The 25,035-nt window shown below is 57.0% G+C and carries 10 protein-coding genes and 1 pseudogene; 8 read left to right on the top strand and 3 right to left on the bottom strand.

Going from position 1 to position 25,035, the window contains the following annotated elements:
- Positions 1-8: 8 nt before the first annotated feature.
- The gene (locus BCF11_RS06575; RefSeq protein WP_098494036.1) at positions 9-929 is read right to left on the bottom strand and encodes a MoxR family ATPase; all 921 of its coding nucleotides are present in this window, start codon (positions 927-929) and stop codon (positions 9-11) included.
- 198 nt (positions 930-1,127) lie between these two features.
- Here BCF11_RS06575 and BCF11_RS06570 point away from each other — a divergent pair, with 198 nt between their 5' ends.
- The 4 genes and pseudogenes from BCF11_RS06570 to BCF11_RS28605 all read left to right on the top strand — a co-directional run.
- Positions 1,128-2,066, top strand: coding sequence for a histone deacetylase family protein (locus BCF11_RS06570; protein ID WP_098494035.1), 939 nt, complete (start codon positions 1,128-1,130; stop codon positions 2,064-2,066).
- A 151-nt stretch (positions 2,067-2,217) separates the two neighbouring features.
- Complete coding sequence (ylqF, locus tag BCF11_RS06565; protein ID WP_098494034.1) at positions 2,218-3,159, top strand: ribosome biogenesis GTPase YlqF; 942 nt, start codon at positions 2,218-2,220, stop codon at positions 3,157-3,159.
- Positions 3,160-4,289: 1,130 nt separating this feature from the next.
- Positions 4,290-4,793 carry a DUF4019 domain-containing protein gene (locus BCF11_RS06560; protein ID WP_158229159.1) on the top strand — a complete coding sequence of 168 codons (504 nt, stop codon included), beginning with the start codon at positions 4,290-4,292 and terminating at the stop codon, positions 4,791-4,793.
- Between the two features lie 131 nt (positions 4,794-4,924).
- Positions 4,925-5,005, top strand: a pseudogene (locus BCF11_RS28605) (ESPR domain-containing protein); the annotation flags it as partial.
- A gap of 503 nt (positions 5,006-5,508) precedes the next feature.
- Here the strand turns inward: BCF11_RS28605 and BCF11_RS28600 are convergent.
- Positions 5,509-5,775, bottom strand: coding sequence for a hypothetical protein (locus tag BCF11_RS28600; RefSeq protein ID WP_369827733.1), 267 nt, complete (start codon positions 5,773-5,775; stop codon positions 5,509-5,511).
- Between the two features lie 309 nt (positions 5,776-6,084).
- Entirely contained in the window at positions 6,085-6,264 is a 180-nt protein-coding gene (locus tag BCF11_RS28595; RefSeq protein ID WP_369827732.1) for a hypothetical protein, read from the bottom strand.
- Between BCF11_RS28595 and BCF11_RS06555 the strand changes: the two genes are divergently transcribed.
- The 4 genes from BCF11_RS06555 to BCF11_RS28140 all read left to right on the top strand — a co-directional run bounded on the left by BCF11_RS06555 (position 6,182) and on the right by BCF11_RS28140 (position 24,996).
- A complete protein-coding gene (locus tag BCF11_RS06555; protein WP_369827842.1) occupies positions 6,182-16,921 on the top strand; it encodes a hypothetical protein in 10,740 nt (3,579 codons plus the stop codon). The two genes, BCF11_RS28595 and BCF11_RS06555, sit on opposite strands and share 83 nt — an antisense overlap.
- 470 nt (positions 16,922-17,391) lie before the next feature.
- A complete protein-coding gene (locus BCF11_RS06550) occupies positions 17,392-17,577 on the top strand; it encodes a hypothetical protein (protein ID WP_098494032.1) in 186 nt (61 codons plus the stop codon).
- Between the two features lie 79 nt (positions 17,578-17,656).
- Positions 17,657-18,046, top strand: coding sequence for an ESPR-type extended signal peptide-containing protein (locus tag BCF11_RS28590; protein WP_098494031.1), 390 nt, complete (start codon positions 17,657-17,659; stop codon positions 18,044-18,046).
- Complete coding sequence (locus BCF11_RS28140; RefSeq protein ID WP_369827841.1) at positions 18,004-24,996, top strand: YadA-like family protein; 6,993 nt, start codon at positions 18,004-18,006, stop codon at positions 24,994-24,996. Before BCF11_RS28590 ends, BCF11_RS28140 begins: the two co-directional genes overlap by 43 nt.
- Positions 24,997-25,035 lie beyond the last annotated feature (39 nt).

The following is a 25,035-nucleotide window of genomic DNA, read 5'->3' as shown; positions in this document are numbered from 1 at the left end:
AGAAACGCCTAAACCGCGACCGACTTCATCAGTTGCAACACCAGGTCGCGCGCGCCCAGTGCGCTGCCGGTGTGGGCTTTGAGCGGACGCAGGCGATGGGCGGCGACCGGCACCAGGACCGCCTGCACGTCTTCCGGGATCACGTGGTTGCGGCCCTCAAGGGCGGCCCAGGCGCGTGCCGCCTGCAACAGCGCGATGGCTGCGCGCGGGCTCATGCCGTCGGCAAACAAGCCGTTCTGGCGCGAGGCGTGCGCCAGCGCCTGGACATAATCGACCAGCGCGCTGGAAGTATGGATCAGCTTCAACGCTTGTCGGGCTTCGATCAGTTCTGCCGCCTGCATCACCGGCGCCAGCGATTTCAGCAAGGTGCGGCGGTCTTCACCCATCAGCAGCGCGCGTTCCGCGCTGGCGTCAGGGTAGCCCAGCGAAAGGCACATCAGGAAACGGTCCAGCTGGGATTCGGGCAGGGCGAAGGTGCCGACCTGGTGCGCCGGGTTCTGGGTGGCGATGACGAAGAACGGTTCCGGCAGGTCGCGCGTCACGCCTTCCGCGGTGACCTGGCGCTCTTCCATCGCCTCCAGCAGCGCCGACTGCGTCTTGGGCGTGGCGCGGTTGATCTCATCGGCCAGCAGCACCTGGGTGAACACCGGCCCGGGATGAAATACAAAGCCGCTTTTTTCACGGTCGAAAACGGAAATTCCGACCACGTCTGCCGGCAGCAGGTCGCTGGTGAACTGCAGGCGATTGAAACGCAAGCCGAGTGAAATCGCCAGTGCGTGCGCCAGGGTGGTCTTGCCGACCCCGGGTACGTCTTCGATCAATAAATGGCCGCCCGCCAGTAGGCACACCAAGGCTTGGCGGATCTGGTGGTCCTTGCCGACGACTATCTGGCTGACTTGCAGGGCAACTGCGTGGATTTTTGCGAACATGGCATCGTATGTGAGGGCGGGATTGCCGAGAGAGAATCATACAAACTTCCCCCAAGTTAACCTAGTTTCTTTGAGAAAATATTATTTGGAGCGGTCCGGCATATACAACATCGTTTGGCCAGTTCCATGTGAATTCAGCCGGGAATTGTTCCGCGTGTACACTATCAGCATTTCCAGCAAGACTTTTGGCGAGCTCAATTGACTACTGCTTTCTATACTCATCCCGATTGCAAGCTGCACGACATGGGCGCCGGTCATCCGGAATCGCCGGCGAGATTGCAGGCGATCGAAGACCAGCTGATTGCCAGCCGTATCGATCAATTGCTGGATTACCGCAGCGCGCCGCTGGCGCTGGAGAGCGAGCTGGCGCGGGTGCATAGCGCCGCCATGATCGCCCTGGTGCGCGAGCGCAGCCTGGCCTTGGCCGGCACGGCCGGCACTTATCCGCTGGATCCCGACACGGCAGTCAATGCGCATAGCTGGCAAGCGGCATTGCGCGCGGCCGGCGCCGCGTTGGCGGCGACTGATGCCGTCATCGCCGGGGAGGTCGACAACGCATTTTGCTCGGTGCGCCCGCCCGGCCATCACGCTACCTCCACTACACCGATGGGATTTTGCCTTTTCAATAACGTTGCGCTGGCCGCGCGCCACGCGCTGGAGGTGCACGGACTGGAGCGGGTAGCGATCGTCGATTTCGACGTCCATCACGGCAATGGCACCGAGGAGATCTTTGCGCACGATCCGCGGGTACTGATGGTGAGTTTCTTCCAGCATCCGTTCTATCCCTTCAGCGGCGCCGAGGCGAGCGGCGGCAAGGCAGTCAATATTCCGCTGCCGGCCTACAGCGACGGCAAAGCGGTGCGGCAGCTGGCGACCGAACAATGGCTGCCTGCCTTGCAGGCGCACCGGCCGCAAATGATTTTTGTCTCCGCCGGCTTTGACGCGCACAGGGAAGACGACATGGCGCAGATGGGTTTGGTCGAGGCCGACTACACCTGGCTTACCAGGCAGATCATGCAAGTCGCGGCAGAACACGCGCAAGGCCGGATTGTCAGTTGCCTGGAAGGTGGCTACGACCTCTCGGCGCTGGGGCGCAGCGTGGTCGCGCATATGAAAGTGCTGGCAGAACTGGAATAATTTACTTGTCTTGGTGCAATACAATAAAGTGCCAGCCCCTCCCTGAGGGCGATCTGGCACGCTTCGCCATGCAACGCTTGCGGCCGGGATTGCGGTAGAACCGGAATAAGTCCGTACAATAGCGGTTTATTTTAGTCAGACAAGACAACGCATGTCCATACAATGGTTCCCAGGTCATATGAACGCCGCCCGCAAGAAGGCGGCGGAAGCTATGGAGAAGGTCGATCTCGTGATCGAAGTGCTCGACGGCCGTTTGCCGCAAGCTAGCTGCAATCCCATGATTGAGCAGCTGCGCGTGCATCGCCAGCGTCCCTGCCTGAAAATCCTCAACAAGAGCGACCTGGCCGATCCGGCCGCTACCCAGGCATGGCTCAACTTTTACAACGCGCAAAAAAATGTGCACGCGGTGGCCCTGAGCTGCAAGAAGCCGTCCGATGTCGCCAAGATCCCGGGCTTGTGCCTGACGTTGGCGCCGCATCGCGGCACGCCGCTGAAGCCTTTGCGCATGATGATCATGGGGATTCCCAACGTCGGCAAGTCGACCTTGATGAATGCCTTGCTGAAGCGCCGCGTGGCGGCCGTCGGCGACGAACCGGCAGTGACCAAGGTGCAGCAGCGTCTGTATTTGGGCAACAACATGGTGCTGATCGACACTCCCGGCATGCTGTGGCCGAAGATCGCTCACCCTAGCGATGGCCTGATGCTGGCCGCCAGCCATGCCATCGGCAGCAATGCGCTGATCGAAGAAGAGGTCGCAACCTTCCTGGCCGACGAACTGTTGCTGCGCTACGCGCCATTGCTGACGGCCCGTTACGGCATCAAGACCGATGGCATCGATGGCGTCAGCGTCATCGAAGGCGTGGCGCTGCGCCGCGGCTTCCGTCTCAAAGGCGGCGACCTTGACCTGGAGAAGGCGGCGCACACTCTGCTGCAGGACTACCGTACTGGCGCGCTTGGCCGGATCAGCCTGGAGACGCCGCAAACACATGCAGCACTGCTGGCTCTGCATGCGGAAGAAATGGCAAGGCGCCAGGCCGAAGCGGACGCTGAAAAAGCTGAACAGGATGAGCGGGACAATAACAATAGCCGATAAAACTGCTTATTCCTGAGCCTGCAATGACGATGTGATTGCGGGCTTTTTGTTGCCCGGACCGGCTGCTGCTTTAGGCTATTGCCGGGTTGGCGATCAATTTTACATTTCCATCTGCGTGCCCGCGCCTTGCTCGCACCTGCCCAAGATCTTTTTTCAAGCATGTATCCCATTGTACGGACATACAGGTCTGTACGCTTAATCACTTCCTGATCTTTGCTGGCCGCGCCTGCTTTTGCATTTTTTACGCGAAGTTGCCATTGATGCTAGGCAAAATGGCATTTTTCCGCAATTAATTTTCCAGCCTGCACCCCCTAAACGACGTCCTCGTATGGACATTTTCTTTCATTTCAAATAGTTAATATTGAAAAACACATTTATCATTTCCGTGAGGAAATAAAGTGTCGAAATTGTTGCCTGTGAGAATTTTTATATCCGAGAGCATCTAATTATTCTCTCTAAAATTAGTTGTTTGCGGGTAACTGTAAATTTTAGATATTTAAAATTCATATATCTTAGAAACCCCAATATTTATAAGTACTTATAGGTAAATTTTGCGGTTATTTAACTAGAAATAGAAGAAAAATGGCAGCTTTTAAAAATAGTTCCAACTGTCATATATGAATAAATTCGTTGTTTATTGGCGACTTTAGGGAACTTATTTAGGTGACATAAATATTAATTGAAATTAACATTTGGCACTTTCTCTAATTTATGAATATGGACATTTATTGATGTCTAAATTGAAACGATGAGGAAGTGCTAAAAGCAGCAAGATATAGCGCATGCAGACTAGTAGCAATATCTTTACTTTCAGCAAACTGCTTCGATGAATACGACGCGGTTCTGATGTGGTTTTAGTGTTTTTATGCAATAAATTGGCTGGCAAAAAAACAATCTAAAGCGTCAATGAATATTACTTAAAGTCCAATATTGTTACTTTAAGTAAAGCGCAAAAGCAGTAGCACTCTCCGTCAGTTTTACCGGTTTTCCGAGCTCTAAATTTTTCGATCGAGATACGAGGTAAGTGGCGTGGCTGCTTGAATCTCGGCTCCCCGGTGCGATGAGGCTGAGTTCTTTGTGGTCGTAGAGGCATCAAATTTTCAGGGTGGAAAATGAAAAAAACAAATCAAATGATGCGCCTCAAGGCTCGGCTCGCCAAAGTTGAGCCGATCGCTATCAGACTTAGCCGCGTCGTTAATTTCGGCAAGCTGTGTTTGCTGTTCACTGTTGGCATGCTGTCCTCTGCCGGCGCGATGGCGCAGCAGGCCGCGGCAGCCGATTCGGCAATTGGCGTCGCCCGCCATTGGCTGAGCCTGGCCGATGCCAATCAGACGGTGCAGATGTGGGAGCAGAGCAGCGCGCTAATGAAAGCGCAATCGGATCAGAACACCTGGGTCACTTACATCGGCAGCATGCACGATCAGTTTGGTCCGGCGCCAGACTCGCGATTCTGGCAGGCGCTGGAACATCAGCTTGATCATCCCAGTTTGCCGCCCGGCGAATTTGCAAGCGTCACCTTTGTGTCCGGCTATGCCAAGGCGCGTGCCTGGGAGAAGGTTGCCCTGGTCTGGCAGAACGAACATTGGGTGCCGGTCGGATACCAGTACGGTCCCATAGAGACCATTGGCAAATGACGCTGCGCCGGCAACAACTATCTGTCTTCCGTTAATTCCCTGATTTTTTCGCATTTTTCCATGTGATCTCGCTTGCGCGAACGGTCTGATCCCATGCTGCAAGCCGTACCACCTTTTGCATAGAGCCCGTCATGAATAAAATTTATCGCACCGTGTACAGTGAAACGCTTGGCACCTGGGTTGCCGTTTCTGAAAACACGGCAGCACGCGGCAAGCGCAGCAAGTCGACTGTGGCGGCAGCGGTGGCCATTGCTGTTGCTGGCGTAGTGGCGGGTTATGCGCCGGCGGCGCAGGCAAGTTATGTCGGTAGTAGTTCGACAGTTGGTACGGCTAGCACTACCGGCATTGCAATTGGTGCGGGTACCACGACTGGTACAGGCCGAGCGACAGCCAACGGCACCAACGCGACGGCGATAGGTTTCAACGCAAACGCCAGTAATACCAATGCGACCGCGATTGGCAATGCCGCCAGCGCTAGCGGCACCAGCTCTGCCGCATTTGGCGATGGCGCGAATGCCGGCGGCAACAGTGCGACTGCGATAGGAGTCGGCGCGAACGCTTCCAATGTCTCCGACGTGGCCTTGGGCAGTGGAGCCAATGCCGGCAGCGGTGGCTCAGGCTACAACGTTGCTATAGGCAACAATGCGATGGCCAACGCCACGGGCGGCAGCTCGACCGCGATCGGTTCGGGCGCCAAGGCCAGCGGCACAGGCTCTTATGCTCTGGGGAATGATGCCGTATCCACCGGAGCCTCATCAGTCGCCATTGGTGGTGGCAATGGCGGCAGCTTGGCGGGCGCGACCGCCAATGGCGCCCAGTCGATTGCGATCGGGCAAACAGCCGTCACGTCGGCCGCAGCGACCAATTCCATGGCTTTCGGCAATGGCGCGACGACGTCCGTTGTCAATGGCATCGCGATCGGCACCGGGGCGAATGCGAGTAACGCCAATAGCGTTGCGTTGGGCAATAATTCAGCAACCACGGTTGGTGCGCAATCTGGTTACACCGCTTTTGGCCTAGCCGCAGCTCAAACGTCAAGCGGTGAAGTCAACGTTGGCAATCGTACTATCACCGGCGTGGCCGCCGGTACGGCTCAAACCGATGCAGTCAACGTTTCTCAATTATCTACGGTCGCGGGTTCGGTTTCTACTGGTATCGCATCGCTGTCGACTTCGACTTCGACCGGCCTGTCGAGCCATACCAGCAGCATCAATTCTTTGTCGACTGGACTGAGCACCACCAACAGCAGCGTATCGTCACTGTCGACTTCGACCTCGACCGGCTTGTCCAGTCACACTAGCAGCATTAATTCTTTATCGAGTGGTCTGAGTACGACCACTAGCAACGTCACTTCGCTGTCCAGTGGCCTAAGCACCACCAACAGCAGCGTGTCGTCACTGTCGACGTCAACTTCGACAGGTCTGAGTACGACGAACAGCAACGTTACTTCTCTGTCCAGCGGTCTCAGCACCACCAACAGCAGCGTATCGTCGCTGTCAACATCGACCTCGACCGGCTTGTCCAGTCACACTAGCAGCATTAATTCTTTGTCGAGTGGTCTCAGCACCACCAACAGCAGCGTATCGTCACTGTCGACGTCAACTTCGACAGGTTTGAGCACAACGAATAGCAGCCTGTCGTCGTTGTCGACCTCGACTTCGACAGGCTTGAGTACGACAAACAGCAACGTCACTTCGTTGTCTAGCGGCCTGAGCACGACTAACAGCAATGTGTCCTCGTTGTCGACCTCGACTTCGACGGGTCTGAGTACGACGAACAGTAACGTTACTTCATTGTCCAGTGGTCTGAGCACCACCAATAGCAGCGTGTCGTCACTGTCAACATCGACTTCGACAGGTCTGAGCACGACGAATAGCAGCGTATCGTCGTTGTCGACATCGACTTCGACCGGCTTGAGCACGACAAACAGCAACGTCACTTCGCTGTCCAGCGGTCTCAGCACCACCAACAGCAGCGTATCGTCGCTATCGACATCGACCTCGACCGGCTTGTCCAGTCACACTAGCAGCATTAATTCTTTATCGAGTGGTCTGAGTACGACTAATAGCAACGTATCGTCGCTGTCGACCTCGACTTCGACGAGTCTGAGCACGACGAACAGCAACGTCACTTCGCTGTCCAGTGGTCTGAGCACCACCAACAGCAGCGTGTCGTCACTGTCGACATCAACTTCGACAGGTCTGAGCACGACCAACAGCAACGTTACTTCGCTGTCCAGCGGTCTGAGCACCACCAATAGCAGCGTGTCGTCACTGTCAACATCGACTTCGACAGGTCTGAGCACGACGAATAGCAGCGTATCGTCGTTGTCAACCTCGACCTCGACGGGTCTGAGTACGACAAACAGCAACGTCACTTCGCTGTCCAGCGGACTCAGCACCACCAACAGCAGCGTGTCGTCGCTGTCGACTTCGACTTCAACAGGTCTGAGCACGACGAACAGCAACGTCACTTCGCTGTCCAGTGGTCTCAGCACCACCAACAGCAGTGTTTCGTCCTTGTCGACTTCGACTTCGACAGGCCTGAGTACGACGAACGGCAACGTTACTTCGTTGTCCAGTGGCCTGAGCACTACTAACAGCAGCGTATCCTCGCTGTCGACTTCGACTTCAACAGGTCTGAGTACGACGAGTAGCAACGTCACTTCGCTGTCCAGCGGTCTGAGCACCACCAACAGCAGTGTTTCGTCCTTGTCGACTTCGACTTCGACAGGCCTGAGTACGACTAACAGCAATGTGTCCTCGTTGTCGACCTCGACTTCGACGGGTCTGAGTACGACGAACAGTAACGTTACTTCATTGTCCAGTGGTCTGAGCACCACCAATAGCAGCGTGTCGTCACTGTCAATCTCGACTTCGACAGGTCTGAGCACGACGAACAGCAACGTTACTTCGCTGTCCAGTGGTCTGAGCACGACTAACAGCAGCGTATCGTCGCTGTCGACGTCAACCTCGACCGGCTTGAGCACGACAAACAGCAACGTCACTTCGTTGTCCAGCGGTCTCAGCACCACCAACAGCAGCGTATCGTCACTGTCGACCTCGACCTCGACCGGCTTGAGCACGACAAACAGCAACGTCACTTCGTTGTCCAGCGGCCTGAGTACCACCAACAGCAGCGTATCTTCACTATCGACGTCGACTTCGACCGGCTTGAGCACGACCAACAGCAACGTTACTTCGCTTTCCAGCGGTCTGAGCACCACCAACAGCAGTGTTTCGTCCTTGTCGACTTCGACTTCGACAGGCCTGAGTACGACGAACAGTAACGTTACTTCATTGTCCAGTGGTCTGAGCACCACCAATAGCAGCGTGTCGTCATTGTCAACATCGACTTCGACAGGTCTGAGCACGACGAATAGCAGCGTATCGTCGTTGTCAACCTCGACCTCGACAGGTCTGAGCACGACGAATAGCAGCGTATCGTCGTTGTCAACCTCGACCTCGACGGGTCTGAGTACGACAAACAGCAACGTCACTTCGCTGTCCAGCGGTCTCAGCACCACCAACAGCAGTGTTTCGTCACTGTCAACATCGACCTCGACCGGCTTGTCTAGTCACACTAGCAGCATTAATTCTTTATCGAGTGGTCTGAGTACGACCACTAGCAACGTCACTTCGTTGTCCAGTGGTCTGAGCACCACCAACAGCAGTGTTTCGTCCTTGTCGACTTCGACTTCGACAGGCCTGAGTACGACGAACAGCAACGTTACTTCGCTTTCCAGCGGTCTGAGCACCACTAACAGCAGCGTATCGTCACTGTCGACGTCAACCTCGACCGGCTTGAGCACGACAAACAGCAACGTCACTTCGTTGTCCAGTGGCCTCAGCACGACTAACAGCAGCGTATCGTCACTGTCGACCTCGACCTCGACGGGTCTGAGCACGACGAACAGCAACGTCACTTCGCTGTCCAGCGGTCTCAGCACCACCAACAGCAGTGTTTCGTCCTTGTCGACTTCGACTTCGACAGGCCTGAGTACGACGAACAGCAACGTTACTTCGCTTTCCAGCGGTCTGAGCACCACTAACAGCAGCGTATCGTCACTGTCGACGTCAACCTCGACCGGCTTGAGCACGACAAACAGCAACGTCACTTCGTTGTCCAGTGGCCTCAGCACGACTAACAGCAGCGTATCGTCACTGTCGACCTCGACCTCGACGGGTCTGAGCACGACGAACAGTAACGTCACTTCGTTGTCCAGTGGCCTGAGCACGACGAACAGCAACGTCACTTCGCTGTCCAGCGGTCTCAGCACCACCAACAGCAGTGTTTCGTCCTTGTCGACTTCGACTTCGACAGGCCTGAGTACGACGAACAGTAACGTTACTTCATTGTCCAGTGGTCTGAGCACCACCAACAGCAGCGTATCGTCGCTGTCGACGTCGACCTCGACCGGCTTGAGCACGACAAACAGCAACGTCACTTCGTTGTCCAGTGGCCTCAGCACGACTAACAGCAGCGTATCGTCACTGTCGACCTCGACCTCGACGGGTCTGAGCACGACGAACAGCAACGTCACTTCGCTGTCCAGCGGTCTCAGCACCACCAACAGCAGTGTTTCGTCCTTGTCGACTTCGACTTCGACAGGCCTGAGTACGACGAACAGCAACGTTACTTCGCTTTCCAGCGGTCTGAGCACCACTAACAGCAGCGTATCGTCGCTGTCGACGTCAACCTCGACCGGCTTGAGCACGACAAACAGCAACGTCACTTCGTTGTCCAGTGGCCTCAGCACGACGAACAGCAACGTCACTTCGCTGTCCAGCGGTCTCAGCACCACCAACAGCAGTGTTTCGTCCTTGTCGACTTCGACTTCGACAGGCCTGAGTACGACGAACAGTAACGTTACTTCATTGTCCAGTGGTCTGAGCACCACCAACAGCAGCGTATCGTCGCTGTCGACGTCGACCTCGACCGGCTTGAGCACGACCAACAGCAACGTCACTTCGTTGTCCAGCGGTCTCAGCACCACCAACAGCAGCGTATCGTCGCTGTCGACGTCGACTTCGACCGGCATGAGCACGACCAACAGCAACGTTACTTCGCTGTCCAGTGGTCTCAGCACCACCAACAGCAGTGTTTCGTCCTTGTCGACTTCGACTTCGACAGGCCTGAGTACGACGAACAGCAACGTTACTTCGCTTTCCAGCGGTCTGAGCACCACCAACAGCAGCGTATCGTCGCTGTCGACTTCGACCTCGACCGGCTTGAGCACGACAAACAGCAACGTCACTTCGTTGTCCAGTGGCCTCAGCACGACTAACAGCAGCGTTACTTCGCTGTCCAGCGGTCTCAGCACCACCAACAGCAGCGTATCGTCGTTGTCGACCTCGGCTTCGACGGGTCTGAGTACGACGAACAGCAACGTCACTTCGTTGTCCAGTGGCCTGAGCACCACCAACAGTAATGTGTCCTCGTTGTCGACTTCTGCATCGACCGGCTTGAGCACGACGAATAGCAACGTCACTTCGCTGTCCAGTGGCCTGAGCACGACGAACAGCAACGTTACTTCGCTGTCCAGCGGTCTGAGCACGACGAACAGCAACGTTACTTCGTTGTCCAGCGGCCTGAGTACCACCAACAGCAGCGTATCTTCACTATCGACGTCAACTTCGACCGGCTTGAGCACGACGAATAGCAGCGTATCGTCGCTGTCGACCTCGACTTCGACGGGTCTGAGTACGACGAACAGCAACGTCACTTCGCTGTCCAGTGGCCTGAGCACTACCAACAGCAGCGTATCCTCGCTGTCGACTTCGACTTCAACAGGTCTGAGTACGACGAATAGCAACGTCACTTCGTTGTCCAGTGGTCTCAGCACCACCAACAGCAGCGTATCGTCACTATCGACCTCGGCTTCGACGGGTCTGAGCACGACGAACAGCAACGTCACTTCGTTGTCCAGCGGCCTGAGTACCACCAACAGCAGCGTATCGTCACTATCGACCTCGGCTTCGACGGGTCTGAGCACGACGAACAGTAACGTCACTTCGTTGTCCAGTGGTCTGAGCACGACGAACAGCAACGTCACTTCGTTGTCCAGTGGTCTCAGCACCACCAACAGCAGTGTTTCGTCCTTGTCGACTTCGACTTCGACAGGCCTGAGTACGACGAACAGTAACGTCACTTCGTTGTCCAGTGGTCTGAGCACCACCAACAGCAGCGTATCGTCGCTGTCGACGTCGACCTCGACCGGCTTGAGCACGACAAACAGCAACGTCACTTCGTTGTCCAGTGGCCTGAGCACCACCAACAGTAATGTGTCCTCGTTGTCGACTTCTGCATCGACCGGCTTGAGCACGACGAATAGCAACGTCACTTCGCTGTCCAGTGGCCTGAGCACGACGAACAGCAACGTTACTTCGCTGTCCAGCGGTCTGAGCACCACCAACAGCAGTGTTTCGTCCTTGTCGACTTCGACTTCGACAGGCCTGAGCACGACTAACAGCAATGTGTCCTCGTTGTCGACCTCGACTTCGACGGGTCTGAGTACGACGAACAGTAACGTTACTTCATTGTCCAGTGGTCTGAGCACCACCAATAGCAGCGTGTCGTCACTGTCAACATCGACTTCGACAGGTCTGAGCACGACGAATAGCAGCGTATCGTCGCTGTCGACCTCGACTTCGACGGGTCTGAGTACGACGAATAGCAGCGTATCGTCGCTGTCGACCTCGACTTCGACGGGTCTGAGTACGACGAACAGCAACGTTACTTCGCTGTCCAGCGGTCTGAGCACGACGAACAGCAACGTTACTTCGTTGTCCAGCGGCCTGAGTACCACCAACAGCAGCGTATCGTCGCTGTCGACGTCGACTTCGACAAGCCTGAGCACGACGAACAGCAACGTTACTTCGTTGTCCAGTGGTCTCAGCACCACCAACAGCAGCGTATCGTCACTATCGACCTCGGCTTCGACGGGTCTGAGCACGACGAACAGTAACGTCACTTCGTTGTCCAGTGGCCTGAGCACGACGAACAGCAACGTCACTTCGCTGTCCAGCGGTCTCAGCACGACGAACAGCAACGTCACTTCGCTGTCCAGCGGTCTCAGCACCACCAACAGCAGTGTTTCGTCCTTGTCGACTTCGACTTCGACAGGCCTGAGTACGACGAACAGCAACGTTACTTCGCTTTCCAGCGGTCTGAGCACCACTAACAGCAGCGTATCGTCACTGTCGACGTCAACCTCGACCGGCTTGAACACGACAAACAGCAACGTCACTTCGTTGTCCAGCGGCCTGAGTACGATTAACAGTAATGTGTCCTCGTTGTCGACTTCTACATCGACTGGCCTGAGCACAACGAATAGCAGCGTATCGTCACTGTCGACCTCGACTTCGACGGGTCTGAGCACGACGAACAGTAACGTCACTTCGTTGTCCAGTGGCCTGAGCACCACCAATAGCAGCGTGTCGTCACTGTCGACCTCGACTTCGACAGGTCTGAGTACGACCAACAGCAACGTTACTTCACTGTCCAGTGGCCTCAGCACCACCGACAGCAACGTGTCTTCATTGTCCACGTCTACTTCGACAGGCTTAAGTTCGACGAACAGTAATGTCACTTCGCTGTCCAGTGGCCTGAGCACGACTAACAGCAATGTGTCCTCGTTGTCGACTTCGACTTCGACAGGCCTGAGTACGACGAACAGCAATGTCACTTCGTTGTCCAGCGGCCTGAGCACCACCAACAGCAGCGTGTCGTCGCTGTCGACATCGACCTCGACGGGTCTGAGCACGACAAACAGCAACGTTACTTCGTTGTCCAGTGGCCTCAGCACCACCGACAGTAGCGTATCGTCGCTGTCGACTTCGACTTCGACAGGCCTGAGTACGACGAACAGCAACGTTACTTCGCTGTCCAGCGGCCTCAGCACGACTAACAGCAACGTGTCGTCGCTGTCGACTTCGACTTCGACAGGTCTGAGCGCGACGAACAGCAACGTTACTTCGTTGTCCAGTGGTCTCAGCACCACCGACAGCAACGTATCATCGTTGTCGACCTCGACTTCGACTGGCCTAAGTTCGACGAACAGCAACGTTACTTCACTGTCCAGCGGCCTCAGCACGACGAATAGCAATGTGTCCTCGCTGTCCAGCGGTCTCAGCACCACCGACAGCAACGTGTCTTCATTGTCCACGTCGACTTCGTCCGGCCTGAGTACGACGAACAGCAACGTTACTTCGCTGTCCAGCGGCCTGAGCACCACCAATAGCAGCGTGTCGTCACTGTCGACCTCGACTTCGACAGGTCTGAGCACGACGAACAGCAACGTTACTTCGTTGTCCAGTGGTCTCAGCACCACCGACAGCAACGTATCATCGTTGTCGACCTCGACTTCGACTGGCCTAAGTTCGACGAACAGCAACGTTACTTCACTGTCCAGCGGCCTCAGCACGACGAATAGCAATGTGTCCTCGCTGTCCAGCGGTCTCAGCACCACCGACAGCAACGTGTCTTCATTGTCCACGTCGACTTCGTCCGGCCTGAGTACGACGAACAGCAACGTTACTTCGCTGTCCAGCGGCCTGAGCACCACCAATAGCAGCGTGTCGTCACTGTCGACCTCGACTTCGACAGGTCTGAGCACGACGAACAGCAACGTTACTTCGTTGTCCAGTGGCCTCAGCACCACCGACAGCAACGTATCATCATTGTCGACCTCGACTTCGACAGGTCTGAGTACGACCAACAGCAACGTTACTTCACTGTCCAGTGGCCTCAGCACCACCGACAGCAACGTGTCTTCATTGTCCACGTCTACTTCGACAGGCTTAAGTTCGACGAACAGTAATGTCACTTCGCTGTCCAGTGGCCTGAGCACGACTAACAGCAATGTGTCCTCGTTGTCGACTTCGACTTCGACAGGCCTGAGTACGACGAACAGCAATGTCACTTCGTTGTCCAGCGGCCTGAGCACCACCAACAGCAGCGTGTCGTCGCTGTCGACATCGACCTCGACGGGTCTGAGCACGACTAACAGCAATGTGTCCTCGTTGTCGACTTCGACTTCGACAGGCCTGAGTACGACGAACAGCAATGTCACTTCGTTGTCCAGCGGCCTGAGCACCACCAACAGCAGCGTGTCGTCGCTGTCGACATCGACCTCGACGGGTCTGAGCACGACAAACAGCAACGTTACTTCACTGTCCAGCGGTCTCAGCACAACCAACAGCAGCGTGTCGTCGCTGTCGACATCGACCTCGACAGGTCTGAGCGCGACAAACAGCAACGTCACTTCGTTGTCCAGTGGCCTCAGCACCACCGACAGCAACGTGTCTTCATTGTCCACGTCGACCTCGACGGGTCTGAGCACGACAAACAGCAACGTTACTTCACTGTCCAGCGGTCTCAGCACAACCAACAGCAGCGTGTCGTCGCTGTCGACATCGACCTCGACAGGTCTGAGCGCGACAAACAGCAACGTCACTTCGTTGTCCAGCGGTCTCAGCACCACCGACAGCAACGTGTCTTCATTGTCCACGTCGACCTCGACGGGTCTGAGCACGACAAACAGCAACGTTACTTCACTGTCCAGCGGTCTCAGCACAACCAACAGCAGCGTGTCGTCACTGTCGACCTCGACTTCGACAGGTCTGAGCGCGACGAACAGCAACGTTACTTCGTTGTCCAGTGGTCTCAGCACCACCGACAGCAACGTATCATCGTTGTCGACCTCGACTTCGACTGGCCTAAGTTCGACGAACAGCAACGTTACTTCACTGTCCAGCGGCCTCAGCACGACGAATAGCAATGTGTCCTCGCTGTCCAGCGGTCTCAGCACCACCGACAGCAACGTGTCTTCATTGTCCACGTCGACTTCGTCCGGCCTGAGTACGACGAACAGCAACGTTACTTCGCTGTCCAGCGGCCTGAGCACCACCAATAGCAGCGTGTCGTCACTGTCGACCTCGACTTCGACAGGTCTGAGCACGACGAACAGCAACGTTACTTCGTTGTCCAGTGGCCTCAGCACCACCGACAGCAACGTATCATCATTGTCGACCTCGACTTCGACCGGCTTGAGCACGACCAACAGCAACGTTACTTCGTTGTCCAGTGGCCTCAGTACCACCGACAGCAACGTGTCTTCATTGTCCACGTCTACTTCGACAGGCTTAAGTTCGACGAACAGTAATGTCACTTCGCTGTCCAGTGGCCTGAGCACGACTAACAGCAATGTGTCCTCGTTGTCGACTTCGACTTCGACAGGCCTGAGTACGACGAACAGCAATGTCACTTCGTTGTCCAGCGGCCTGAGCACCACCAACAGCAGCGTGTCGTCGCTGTCGACATCGACCTCGACGGGTCTGAGCGCGACGAACAGTAACGTCACTTCTCTGTCCAGCGGCCTCAGCACGACTAACAGCAATGTGTCCTCGTTGTCGACCTCGACTTCGACCGGCCTAAGTTCGACGAACAGCAATGTCACTTCGTTGTCCAGCGGCCTTAGCACCACTAACAGCAGTGTTTCGTCGCTGTCGACCTCGACCTCGACTGGTCTGAGCACGACCAACAGCAACGTTACTTCGTTGTCCAGCGGCCTCAGCACGACTAACAGCAATGTGTCATCGTTGTCGACTTCTACGTCGACCGGCTTGAGTTCGACCAGCAGCAGCATCGGCTACCTGTCGACCGGCTTGAGTACGACCAACAGCAATGTGGGGTCGTTATCGACGAGTGCTTCCGCTCTCAAAAGCTCCGGGGTTGTCAATTATTTCAAGGCAGACGGCAAGCAGAATGATCTGGATAATGCGTTTGTGAGCCCGGGTTCCAATTCGGTGGCGATCGGCGCCAATTCGAATAACGGTACGCGCCTTAACGTGGTCTCGGTAGGTTCGCTTGCCAATGAGCGGCAGATCATCAACGTGGCAGCCGGTACGCAGAACACCGATGCAGTCAACGTCAGCCAGCTGAATTCGCTGTCGACGGCTACATCCACTGGCCTGGGATCGCTGTCAACCGCTCTCAGCTCAACCAACAGCAATGTGAATTCGCTGTCGTCGTCGACCTCGACTGGTTTGTCCACCAACACCAGCAGCATCAATTCCTTGTCGACGGGATTGTCGGGCAGCACGTCGAACGTCAACTCGCTGTCGACCGGGCTGTCGACCACCAACGGCAATGTCAGTTCCTTGTCGTCGTCGACTTCGAGCGGGATCTCTTCTCTCTCGACCGGCATCTCGTCGCTGTCGACCGGCTTGAGCCAGGTTACGTCGATCTCTAGCGGCTTGAGCAACATCGCCAACGGCACTACCTCTTTGTCGACAACGCTGACATCACTGGTGGACGCGTCGAAGAATGCAACTGCGAATGGCGGTACGCTGGGTGGCACTACGATCGGCGGCGCTAACAGCAACGGCACGGTGCAAACGCGCGGCACCAGCGGCGTTGCAATCAGCAATGTGGTGGCGTCGACGTGCAGCAGCGTCAACGGCGTGGATGCCACCGGTTCCGGTTTGTGCGCGCAAGCGACCAAGGATGGGACAACGGCGATCGGCTCGAACGCCCAGGCTACCGACACCAACGCCACGGCGGTGGGGTTCCGTGCCCTGGCTTCGCAGGCAGGGTCGGTGGCGATTGGTTATAACGCCCGGGCAACAGGCGATCCTACCGTTGCAATCGGTAATAATGCCTTGGCGTCAGGTAACGACGCGGTGGCGACGGGAGCCGGCGCGCAAGCCACGGCGAACAACTCGGTTGCGCTGGGCGCTTATTCGGTGGCGGACCAGGCGAATACGGTATCGGTCGGTTCCTCCGGCAATGAGCGCCGTATCACCAATGTCGCTGCGGGCGTCAATCCGACCGACGCCGTCAATATGTCTCAGCTGAATAACGTGCAAAACCAGATCGGCGATGTCAAGCGCATTGCCTACTCCGGTGTGGCCATGAGCATGGCGATGTCGGGCGCGGTGACAAGCGCGTTGGAACGCGGTGAAGGCCGGGTAGGGGTCGGCATCGGCTCCTATCAGGGCTATGGCGCGCTGGCCTTGCAGTTCCGGGCGAAGAGCAGTACTGGCAATAACACCTGGGGCGTTGGCGTCAGCACCACCGGCAGCGCCTGGGGCGTATCGGCTGGCGTCGATTTCAAATTATGGTGATCCTGCCGGCGGATAGCTTGCTAGGGACCGCATGAGGTAAGCAGTAAGACGTTCTATATAAAAACCCGCAATGACTCAGTCATTGCGGGTTTTTTATCGCCTGGACTTTAACAATTGCTTCTGCTCGGTTGCTTAACAATTGTTTTCAGAAAATTTTAAATCGGGATTTTACTTGCCGTTCATCAATTTCAGTGGTGCGCGAGATACAAATAGTTGTTGTGCGGCAAATAAAGTGTGAACAACTGTTACTCACTGTCAAAGATTGTTAAGTTGCGAAAAATAGAACAGGGCGCGGTGATAAATTGCGGCTGTCTCAAGATTTATCTGAGATCTGAGCTCTTGATGTTTGAAGCGGCAGCAGGGATACGACAGATCAAAAAAAGCAAATCAGGTCAGTTCTCCCCGTCGCCCTTGATGTGATTAAAGAGTTCTTTGCGGTTAGGACAACGCTAAATTTCCGAGGGGAAAATATGAACAAATTGCATCAAGTGGTCAAAGTCCAGCCGTTGCTGGCTCCAAACATGACTCCTGACTTTGTACGACAAAACGGCGAGGGCCTTGCTGGCCTGGCTTTGTTGTTCCCCTTGGCCATTGTGTTTTCCGTGAGCACTGCAGAGCGCTTGCTGTCGGCCGTCAGCTACCTGTTTTCCATCTAGTTTTTCCAAATTATCTGTTTCTGCGCGATCGATTCGATCCCTTAAAGCAAGTTGTACTCACTTTTGTATAGAGCCAACCATGAATAAAATTTACCGCACCGTATATAGCCAAATCCTGGGTACCTGGGTTGCCGTCTCGGAACTGGTTGCCGCCAAGGGTAAGCGATCGGGATCGAGCCGCAGCGTCGGCGCACCTGCCGCGGCGCGGGGCGCTATATGGGCGGCTTTCCTGGAGGGCGGTTTGCCGCTGAAACCTGCGGTAGTAGCCTTGGTATTGGCGCTGCCGTTGTCCGGATATGCGTCCACCATCGCGAATACCGGGGGATCCGGTTGCGGTCCTACCTATACCGGGCCGGATGGCACGGTATTTACCGCACCGGGGCTGCATCTATGTACCAGACCGACGGTTCCGGCTATTTCTCGACGGTGGCCGGTTGTGGCGCTAGCGGCGGCGGTTTCACTGGTGTAACGTTGTTTGGCACCGGTACCCAGGTGACAGGAAATTACGGCACTGCATTAGGCTTCATGAGCCAGGCAGGGAATCTGGCGACAGCGGTGGGGGTGCAGGCAAATGCAGCTGGCCAGAGCAGTGTAGCTATTGGTTTATTGAGCCAGGCGGCTGCGCTGAATGCCGTTTCCATCGGTTCGGGCGGCAGCGCAACAACGCCGACCAAGGCCACTGCCACGCAAGCGGGAGCAGCCGGCGCGGTGGCGATCGGCGGCAACGCCACCAGCGGTGCGCAGGCGATGGCCGCTGACGGCCTGGCGATCGGCGGGCAGTCGTCGGTTGCGAATGGCGCAACTGCCGGCGTGGCGCTGGGACGCGGCGCTACGGCGTCGTATGCAAACAGCGTGGCGCTGGGCGCCGGTTCGACTACCGGCGCGGCAGCGCCTACCGGTACCGGTTTCCTGACAGGTACAGCGGCCCCGGCATCTGAAGTGTCGGTTGGTTCTGCCGCTGCGCTGCGCCGCATCACCAATGTGGCAGACGGCTCGGCGCAGCAGGATGCGGTAACCGTAGCGCAGCTGAGCACCGGCATGAGCAGTACTAACAGCAGCATTACTTCGCTGTCGACTTCGACTTCAACCGGCTTGAGCACGACCAACAGCAGCGTGACTTCGCTGTCGACTTCGACCTCGACCGGCTTGAGCACGACCAACAGCAGCGTGACTTCGTTGTCGACTTCGACCTCAACCGGCCTGAGCACAGCCAACAGCAGCATTACTTCGCTGTCGACTTCGACTTCAACCGGCCTGAGCACGACTAACAGCAGCGTGACTTCGTTGTCGACTTCCACATCGACTGGCCTGAGCACAGCCAACAGCAATGTGACATCGTTGTCGAGCGGCTTGAGCACTACTAACAGCAGCGTGACATCGCTATCGACTTCGACCTCGACCGGCTTGAGCACGACCAACAGCAGCGTGACTTCGCTGTCGACCTCGACGTCAACCGGCTTGAGCACCGCCAACAGCAATGTGACATCGTTGTCGAGCGGCTTGAGCACTACTAACAGCAGCGTGACATCGCTATCGACTTCGACCTCGACCGGCTTGAGCACGACCAACAGCAGCGTGACGTCGTTGTCGACATCGACATCGACTGGCCTGAGCACGGCTAACAGCAGCGTCACTTCGCTGTCGACTTCTTCCTCGACCGGCTTGAGCACCACTAACAGCAGCGTGACATCGCTGTCGACTTCGACCTCGACCGGCTTGAGCACCACCAACAGTAGCGTGACATCGCTGTCGACTTCGACGTCGACTGGTCTCAGCACGGCCAACAGCAGCGTGACTTCGCTGTCGACCTCGACTTCGACCGGCTTGAGCACTACCAACAGCACTGTGGCATCGCTATCGACCGGCCTCAGCACTAGCGCCAGCAGCGTAACTTCGCTGTCGACTTCGGTCTCGACCGGTTTGAGCACTGCCAACAGCAGCGTGACATCGCTGTCGACTTCGACCTCGACCGGCTTGAGCACGACTAACAGCAGCGTGACATCGCTATCGACCTCGACTTCGACCGGCTTGAGCACGACCAACAGCAACGTGACTTCACTGTCGACTTCGACTTCGACCGGCATCAGTACCGCCAATAGCAATGTGACCTCGTTGTCGAGCGGCCTGAGCAGCACCAACAGCAATGTGTCCTCGTTGTCGACTTCTACCTCGACTGGCTTAAGCACCGCCAACAGCAGCGTGAGCTCGCTGTCGACCTCGACGTCGACTGGCTTGAGCACCACCAACAGCAGCGTGAGTTCGCTGTCAACTTCGGCCTCGACCGGCCTGAGCACCACCAACAGCAGCGTGAGCTCGCTGTCGACCTCGACTTCAACCGGCCTGAGCACTGCCAACAGCAGCGTGAGTTCGCTGTCGACCTCGGCTTCGACCGGTCTGAGCACTGCCAACAGCAGCGTGACCTCGCTGTCGACCTCGACTTCAACCGGCCTGAGCACCACCAACAGCAGCGTGAGTTCGCTGTCGACGAGCCTGAGCACCACCAACAGCAGCGTGACATCGCTGTCGACCTCGACCTCGACGGGCCTGAGCACCACCAACAGCAGCGTGACTTCGCTGTCGACTTCGACATCGACCGGCCTGAGCACGACCAACAGCAGCCTCACTTCGCTATCGACTTCGACCTCGACCGGCCTGAGCACCACCAATAGCAGCGTGACATCACTGTCGGCCTCGACCTCGACCGGCTTGAGCACTGCCAACAGCAGCGTCGCCTCGCTGTCGACATCGACATCCACCGGCTTGAGCACGGCCAATAGCAATGTGACGTCCTTGTCGACCGGCTTGAGCACCACCAATAGCAGCGTGACATCACTGTCGACCTCGACCTCGACCGGCCTGAGCACGGTCAGCGCCGGCGTCGCTTCTTTGTCGACCAGCTCGTCAAGCCTGAAGGCTTCCGGTGTCTACAATTATTTCAAAGCCGATGGCTTGCAAAACGGCCTCGATGACGCCCGGATTACTGCCGGCAAGAATTCGGTAGCGATCGGTGCGAATTCGTTTGACGACGGCCGCCAGAGTGTAGTGTCCGTGGGCGATGTCGGTAAAGAGCGGCAAGTCATCAACGTGGCAGCGGGCACGGCGCTGACCGATGCTGTCAACGTCAGCCAGCTGACCTCTTTGTCGACTTCAACTTCGACCGGCCTGAGCACAGTCAACAGCAATGTGTCTTCGCTGTCGACCGGCCTGAGTACGACCAACAGTAGCGTGACTTCGCTGTCGACCTCGACCTCGACTGGCCTGAGCAGCACCAACAGCAGCATCACTTCGCTGTCGACCTCGACCTCGACCGGCCTGAGCACGACCAACAGCAGCGTGAGCTCGCTGTCGACTTCGACGTCTACTGGCTTGAGCACCACTAACAGCAGTGTGACCTCGTTGTCGACCTCGACTTCGACCGGCCTGAGCACCACCAACAGCAGCATCACTTCGCTGTCGACCTCGACTTCAACTGGCCTGAGCACGACCAATAGCAGCATCACTTCGCTGTCGACCTCGACTTCAACCGGTCTGAGTACCACCAACAGCAGCGTGACTTCGTTGTCGACTTCGACCTCGACTGGCCTGAGCACTACCAACAGCAGCATCACTTCGCTGTCGACTTCGGCCTCGACCGGTCTGAGCACGACCAACAGCAACGTGGCTTCGCTGTCGACTTCGACTTCAACCGGCCTGAGTACGACCAACAGCAGCGTGACTTCGCTGTCGACCTCAACCTCAACTGGCTTGAGTACAACCAACAGCAGTGTCACCTCGTTGTCGACTTCGACTTCAACAGGTCTGAGCACCACCAACAGCAGCGTGACTTCGTTGTCGACTTCGACCTCGACCGGCCTGAGCACCACCAACAGCAGCGTGACTTCGCTGTCGACATCAACGTCTACCGGCCTGAGTACGACCAATAGCAGCGTGTCATCGCTGTCGACTTCCACCTCGACCGGCCTGAGTACCGCCAACAGCAGCGTCACTTCGCTGTCGACTTCAACCTCGACTGGCTTGAGCACGACCAACAGTAGTGTGGATTCGCTGTCGACCTCGACTTCGACCGGCCTGAGCACGACCAACAGCAGCGTGACTTCGCTGTCGACCTCGACTTCCACCGGCCTGAGTACCACCAACAGCAGCATCACTTCGCTGTCGACATCAACGTCTACCGGCCTGAGCACCACCAATAGCAGCGTGACTTCGCTGTCGACCTCGACTTCAACCGGCCTGAGCACGACCAACAGCAGCGTGAGCTCGCTGTCGACTTCGACGTCTACTGGCTTGAGCACAGCTAACAGCAGCGTGACCTCGCTGTCGACCTCGACTTCGACCGGCCTGAGCACCACCAACAGCAGCATCACTTCACTGTCGACCTCGACTTCAACTGGCCTGAGCACGACCAATAGCAGCATCACTTCGCTGTCGACCTCGACTTCAACCGGTCTGAGCACGACCAATAGCAGCGTGACTTCGTTATCGACTTCGACCTCGACTGGCCTGAGCACTACCAACAGCAGCATCACTTCGCTGTCGACTTCGACCTCGACCGGTCTGAGCACGACCAACAGCAACGTGACCTCGCTGTCGACCTCGACTTCAACCGGCCTGAGTACGACCAACAGCAGCGTGACTTCGCTGTCGACCTCAACCTCAACTGGCTTGAGCACCACCAACAGCAGCGTGACTTCGCTGTCGACCTCAACGTCTACCGGCCTGAGTACGACCAATAGCAGCGTGTCATCGCTGTCGACTTCGACCTCGACCGGCCTGAGCACCACCAACAGTAGCGTCACTTCGCTGTCGACTTCAACTTCAACCGGTCTGAGCACGACCAATAGCAGTGTAGACTCGCTATCTACTTCGACTTCAACCGGTCTGAGCACCACCAACAGCAGCGTGACTTCGCTGTCGACCTCGACTTCAACCGGCCTGAGCACGACCAACAGCAGCGTGACTTCGTTGTCGACTTCGACCTCGACCGGTCTGAGCACGACTAACAGCAGCGTGGCTTCGCTGTCGACTTCGACTTCAACCGGCCTGAGCACGACTAACAGCAGCGTGACTTCGCTGTCGACCTCAACCTCAACTGGCTTGAGCACAACCAACAGCAGTGTCACCTCGTTGTCGACTTCGACTTCAACCGGTCTGAGCACCACCAACAGCAGCGTGACTTCGTTGTCGACTTCGACCTCGACCGGCCTGAGCACGACCAACAGCAGCGTGACCTCGTTGTCGACCTCGACCTCGACCGGCCTGAGCACGACCAACAGCAGCGTGTCTTCGTTGTCGACTTCGACCTCCACCGGTCTGAGCACGACCAACAGCAGCGTCACCTCGTTGTCGACCTCGACCTCGACCGGCCTGAGCACGACCAACAGCAGCGTGTCTTCGTTGTCGACTTCGACCTCCACCGGTCTGAGCACGACCAATAGCAGCGTCACCTCGCTGTCGACCTCGACTTCTACCGGCCTGAGCACGACCAATAGCAGCGTCACCTCGCTGTCGACCTCGACTTCTACTGGCCTGAGCACCACCAACAGCAGTGTCACCTCGCTGTCGACCTCGACTTCGACCGGCCTGAGCACCACCAACAGCAGTGTCACCTCGCTGTCGACCTCAACCTCGACCGGCCTGAGCACTGTCAACAGCAGCGTAGACTCGTTGTCGACTTCGACCTCGACCGGCCTGAGCACCACCAACAGCAGCGTGACTTCGTTGTCGACTTCGACCTCCACCGGTCTGAGCACCACCAACAGTAGCGTCGCCTCGCTGTCGACCTCGACCTCGACAGGGTTGAGCACCACCAACAGCAGCGTGACTTCGCTGTCGACCTCGACCTCGACAGGGTTGAGCACCACCAACAGCAGCGTCACCTCGCTGTCGACATCAGCCTCGACCGGCCTGAGCACCACCAACAGCAACGTCAGCTCGCTGTCGGCTTCGACCTCGACCGGCCTGAGCACCGTCACCAGCAATGTCAGCTCACTGTCGACTTCGGTCTCCAGCTTGCAGAAATCCGGCGTCAGCTACTACTTCAAGGCTGACGGCAAACTGGATGGCTCCGATGATGCTTCCGTCAGCGCCGGCTCGAATTCGGTGGCGATCGGTGCGAACTCGACCAACGGCAATCGCCCCAATGTGGTGTCGGTGGGCTCCGTCGGCCATGAACGCCAGATCATCAACGTTGCCGCCGGCGTGGAAAACACCGATGCGGTCAACGTCAGCCAGTTGAATTCGCTGTCAACCTCGACCTCGACCGGCCTGGGTTCGCTGTCGACCGGCCTGAGCTCGACCAACAGCAGCGTGAACTCGCTGTCGACCTCGACCTCGACCGGCTTGTCGACCAATACCAGCAGCATCAATTCCTTGTCCACTGGCCTGTCGAACAACACTTCGAACGTCAATTCCTTATCGACCGGCTTGTCGACGACCAGCAGCAGCGTGACTTCCTTGTCGACTTCCACCTCGACTGGAATCGCTTCCTTGTCGACCGGAATCTCATCCTTGTCGACCGGCCTGAGCCAGGTATCGTCGCTCTCAACCGGCTTGAGCAATATCACCAACGGCGCCAATTCGCTGTCGACCACGCTGACTTCGCTGGTGGATGCCTCGAAGAACGCGACTGCCAACGGCGCCACGCTGGGCGGCACTACCATCGGCGGTTCCAACGGCGATGGTACGGTACAGACGCGCGGCACCAGCGGTACAGCCATCAACAATGTGGTGGCGGCCACTTGCACCAGCGTCAATGGTGTCGACGCCACCGGTTCCGGCCTGTGCGCGCAAGCGACCAAGGACGGCGCAACGGCAATCGGCTCCAACGCGCAAGCGACCGATACCAACACCACTGCAGTGGGCTTCCGGGCCCTGGCTTCACAAGCCGGTTCGGTAGCGATCGGCAACAACGCAAGGGCCACAGGCGATCCGACCGTGGCGATTGGCCAGAATGCGCTGGCCTCCGGCAATAATTCGGTCGCCATGGGAGCGAATTCTCAGGCTGCGGCGGCTAATTCGGTGGCCTTGGGCGCCGGCTCGGTAGCAGACCAGGCGAATACTGTCTCGCTTGGTTCTGCAGGTAATGAACGTCGTCTCACCAACGTCGCGCCAGGTATCAATCCGACCGACGGCGTGAATGTTTCGCAGCTCAACAATGTGCAAAATCAGTTGGGCAATGTCCAGCGCATCGCTTACTCGGGGGTGGCGATGAGCATGGCCATGTCGGGCGCGGTGATGCCGAACCTGGAAGCGGGTGACAAAGGTGTGGGTGTTGGTCTTGGCACTTATCAAGGATATGGCGCGCTGGCCTTGCAGTTCAAGGAAATCAGCAAGACCGGCAAGAGTGCCTGGGGAGCGGGAGCAAGTACTACCGGTAATGCGACGGGCTTCAGTGTTGGTTACGGCTTCAAGTGGAAATAAGCCGTTCGATCTGATTCTTCTCGCAAACCGTAGTTATTT

Source organism: Collimonas sp. PA-H2, assembly GCF_002564105.1.
Classification (GTDB): Bacteria; Pseudomonadota; Gammaproteobacteria; order Burkholderiales; family Burkholderiaceae_D; genus Collimonas.
Note: the sequence above shows the minus strand (reverse complement) of the source record. Positions and strands in the feature narration are given on the sequence as shown.

Bases quoted from the DNA above. Each gene is read 5' to 3' on its own strand.
- BCF11_RS06575 (WP_098494036.1), bottom strand. From the start codon at position 929: ATGTTCGCAAAAATCCACGCAGTTGCCCTGCAAGTCAGCCAGATAGTC.
- ylqF (WP_098494034.1), top strand. From the start codon at position 2,218: ATGTCCATACAATGGTTCCCAGGTCATATGAACGCCGCCCGCAAGAAG.
- BCF11_RS06560 (WP_158229159.1), top strand. From the start codon at position 4,290: ATGATGCGCCTCAAGGCTCGGCTCGCCAAAGTTGAGCCGATCGCTATC.
- BCF11_RS06550 (WP_098494032.1), top strand. From the start codon at position 17,392: ATGAACAAATTGCATCAAGTGGTCAAAGTCCAGCCGTTGCTGGCTCCA.
- BCF11_RS28590 (WP_098494031.1), top strand. From the start codon at position 17,657: ATGAATAAAATTTACCGCACCGTATATAGCCAAATCCTGGGTACCTGG.